Below are 4243 nucleotides of genomic sequence, written 5' to 3'. Positions count from 1 at the left end.
GGCAGCTCATCAAGCACCACAAAGGCCGCAGGAACCATGTAATCTGGCAGGGACGCCGACAAATGTCCCCGCAATACCCCCGCAAGGCCTACAATCTCGTCGCTCATCACCACATAGGCGATGAGCCGTTTGTCGCCCGAGGCATCCTCGCGTGCGACAACGACTGCCTCACGTACCTCAGGATAGGCCGTCAGTTGCGCTTCGATCTCGCCGAGTTCGATCCGGTATCCGCGGATCTTGACCTGATCGTCATTGCGGCCGAGAAACTCGAGATTGCCATCCGTCCTCCAGCGCACAAGATCCCCGGTCCGGTAGACCCGGGCATCTGGAACCTTGCTGAACGGATCGGCGATGAACCGCTCTGTCGTCAGCTCGGGCCGGTTCAGATAGCCGCGAGCGACACCGGCTCCGCCGATCCACAATTCCCCGGCGACGCCGACAGGGCAAAGCCCGCCATGGGCATCAACGACATAGACATGCGTGTTCGAGATCGGGCGCCCGATCGGGACGGTTGGCCCCCTGAAAGCTATCGGGCAAATCCACCCGGTAGCGCAAACAGTGCCTTCCGTTGGTCCGTATGCATTAATGATGACCGGCCCGGCGGGCAGGGATCGTATCAGGGATGCGCTGGATGCCTCACCAGCCAAAACGATCGTCTGCAAGGTTGCCAAGCTTTCCAGACTGGACTGCCCATGAAGCAGGGCAGGTGGCAAGGTCACATGGCTGATTGCCTTTTCCGCAATGCAGTTCTCAAGCTGGGCATAGTCCAGGCGCACCGAATGATCCGGCAGATAGAGCACCGCGCCACTGCACAGCGCCGTCGCGACTTCAGAAATGCAGGCATCAAAACTAAAGGACGCGAACTGCATGATTCGGCTGCGATCATCTATGCCGAAAAGTCCGATCTGAGCCTTGGTCAAGTTGACCACACCCTGATGCTCGATCATGACGCCTTTGGGCTTTCCGGTTGAACCGGAGGTGTAGATGACATAGGCGAGATGGCGGGATGTGAGACCAAGGGCTGATCGCTCGGGATTGTCATCGCAAGCGCTTGCCCATTCCGTAGCGTTCAGATCGAGCAGCGGGCAGGGCAGGCCTGCCTCCTCCAGCATCGCCCCGACAGGCCCGAAGGTCTTCGCGTCGACGAGCACCGCCACCGGTGCACTGTCCGACAGCATGAAGGCAAGACGGTCGGCGGGATAGGCAGGATCCAGCGGCACATAGGCTGCGCCCGCCTTCAGGACCCCGAGCAGCCCGACGATCATCAGCGGAGATCGCTCGACGCAGATGCCGACACGTGCATCAGGGCGAACGCCAAGTTCGATCAGCCTGTGGGCGACACGATTGGCGCGCACATTCAGCTCGCCATAGCTGATCTCCTGGTCTTCGCAGATCAGCGCGATCGCATCCGGCGAGCGCGCAACCTGGGCCTCGAACAGATGATGGATGCAGGCGTCCTCAGCAAAGGCGGTCGCCGTGTCATTCCAGTCCTCAAGCAGGAGATGGCGCTCTGCTTGCGGCAGGACGTCGAGCTGGCGCAGCGAAAATGTTGGATGGTGAACAAGCGCGTCGGCAAGACTCTCGAGAGCCTGCCGCATCATGGCGCATAGCCTTGATCCCGACACGCCATCCACGACCTGAACCGTAAGGCCCAGGCTTTGGCCAAAATCCTCAACAGATATTGCAATTGGGTAGTTTGTGAGTTCCTGCCCACCCAGCTGTTCGATGCCCGACAGGGCTTTGGCTCGACCTGGCGTGGATGGCGCCTGGTGTCGATAATTCAGCAAGGCACTGAACAATGGGGCCGGCGCATGCACACCGCTGCAACGTTGTGCTTGCGCCAGCGAGGCATGCTCGTGTCGCAAGAGCTCGGTAAGAAGCGAATGCGTCTTACGTACGGCAGCCTCGACACTTGTCTCGTCTACACTCAAACGGAATGGCAATGTATTGATGAATAGGCCCATGGCCCGGTCCAGAACCGCTGCGCCTTGTGTACGGCCAAGCAAAACAGTCCCGAATACAACATCTTCACGACCCGACGTACGGGCCACGACCAGACCCCACGCCAAATGGCAAAGGCTCGCCAGGCTCACCCCCAGGCGACGTGCCTGCGTGCGCAAGCGATTATTGAGATGCTGCGGCAATAACTCACGCGCCTCGTCAACGCTGTCACCAACACGCCGTACGTCGCCCAAGCCGAATGGCAAGGTTGGCTCATCAACATCGCCCAGCATCGCTCGGAAAAAGCGCCCGTGCTCTTCCTGCGAGATACCCAGGCGCGCCTGTGCTACCAGATTGCGGAATGGCTCCGGCTCGGGCAAGTCATCCTGCCGACCAGACAATATTGCCTCAATCTCCTCGTTGAGCACGTCCTGGGTCGAATGGTCTCCAATCAGATGGTGAGAAAGCTCCAGCATCAACCAGCGCTCGCTCTCAGCATCCCGCGCGATGACGAAACGCATGAGTGGCGCCTGGCCCAAATCCATCCGATACAGCCGCGGATCATGGCGCCGTTTCAACTGTTCCAGCGCCGGGCCAGCCGTCGGGTCGAGATCGACAAAGGTCACGTCAAGGGAAGCATGGCGCCACACCACCTGCACCGGTGATTTCAGTCCGTCCCAGACAAAGCTTGTGCGCAGGATATCATGACGATCGACGACATGTTGCGCCGCTTCCAGATATCGATCCAGCAGCGCGCGGCTTGCAAAGGCCATTTGCGAGACGACGATGTATGTATCACCAGCTTCGTTCAGCAAATGATGAAATAACATTCCATCCTGAAGCGGCGATAGTTCATAAATGTCTTGAACGTTGGCAATTCCTCCCGGAACCTGTGCGACAACGTAATCGATCTCTGCCTGCGTCAAATCGGCCAGCGGCAGCATCGAAGGTGTGATGGCGGTGCTTTTCTTCGTAATTGTATTGGCCGGCACAACAGCTTTCGGTTTCTGGCCCAGTCTTGCGGCCAGGTCGTGCAACCGCGGGCTTTCAAACAGAGCCGCAACATCAACAACATGTCCCAATTGGCCTATCCTGCTGATCATCCGCACGGCCAGCAGTGAATGACCGCCCAGTTCGAAGAAGTTGTCGCCGCGCCCGATCCGCTCGACACCGAGCAACTCGCTCCAAAGGTCGGCCAGCATCGTCTCGATCTCGCCGACCGGCTCCTCGCTGGCCCCACGCGCATAAGCCTCGTCTGCAGGTGCTGGCAGCGCACGACGATCCACCTTGCCGTTCGGGGTCAGCGGCAATCCGTCGAGCACCACAAAGGCCGCAGGAACCATGTAATCCGGCAGGGACGCCGACAAATGTCCCCGCAATACCCCCGCAAGGCCTACAATCTCGTCGCTCATCACCACATAGGCGATGAGCCGTTTGTCGCCCGAGGCATCCTCGCGTGCGACAACGACTGCCTCACGTACCTCAGGATAGGCCGTCAGTTGCGCTTCGATCTCGCCGAGCTCGATCCGGTATCCGCGGATCTTGACCTGGTCGTCGTTGCGGCCGAGAAACTCGAGATTGCCATCCGTCCTCCAGCGCACGAGATCCCCGGTCCGGTAGATCCGGGCATCTGGAACCTTGCTGAACGGATCGGCGACGAACCGCTCTGCCGTCAGCTCGGGCCGGTTCAGATAGCCGCGAGCGACACCGGCTCCGCCGATCCACAATTCCCCGGGGACACCGACAGGGCAAAGCCCGCCATGGGCATCAACGACATAGACATGCGTGTTCGACATCGGGCGCCCGATCGGGACGGTCGGACCCCAATATGTCGCTTCACCGTCCTCAAGCGGATAAGCGCATGCCGATACGGCCGCTTCGGTAGGCCCATAACTGTTCAAGACCTTAAAATGTCGCCGACTTGAGCCGAAGACCTTGCTGGGCAGCGCCTCGCCTCCGGCGATAAGCAGGCGAAACGCGGGCAGCCGGTTCAGATCTTGTACGAATGTTCCTACAAAATAGGCAGGCGGAAGTTCGGAGACGGAGACAGAGAACCTGCGCATGTTCTCGATCAGTTGATCCCCGCCCCATATCTCGTTGGCGCGAACAATCAGCGTGGCGCCGGCCCATAGCGATAGAAACGTCTGCTCCGCGGACGTGTCGAAGCTGAAACTGGCCAGTTGCAGAACCCGATCGGACGAACTGATCGCATATCTGGCAACGCCGTCTTCGACGTCGGCAACCAGGCTACGGTGTTCGATCATGACGCCTTTAGGCTTTCCGGTTGAACCGGAGGTGTAGA

General features: G+C 59.7%; 1 protein-coding gene and 1 pseudogene. Both read right to left on the bottom strand.

Annotated elements, in window-relative coordinates:
* Positions 1–3284 (bottom strand): amino acid adenylation domain-containing protein (locus tag A6U86_RS27730; RefSeq protein ID WP_244510121.1); only part of this gene is annotated, 3284 nt, incomplete at its 3' end.
* Positions 3285–3287: 3 nt separating this feature from the next.
* Positions 3288–4205 (bottom strand): annotated as a pseudogene (locus tag A6U86_RS36195) (amino acid adenylation domain-containing protein); the annotation flags it as partial.
* Positions 4206–4243 lie beyond the last annotated feature (38 nt).

This window comes from Rhizobium sp. AC27/96 (genome assembly GCF_001692325.1).
Lineage (GTDB): Bacteria > Pseudomonadota > Alphaproteobacteria > Rhizobiales > Rhizobiaceae > Rhizobium.
Note: the sequence above shows the minus strand (reverse complement) of the source record. Positions and strands in the feature narration are given on the sequence as shown.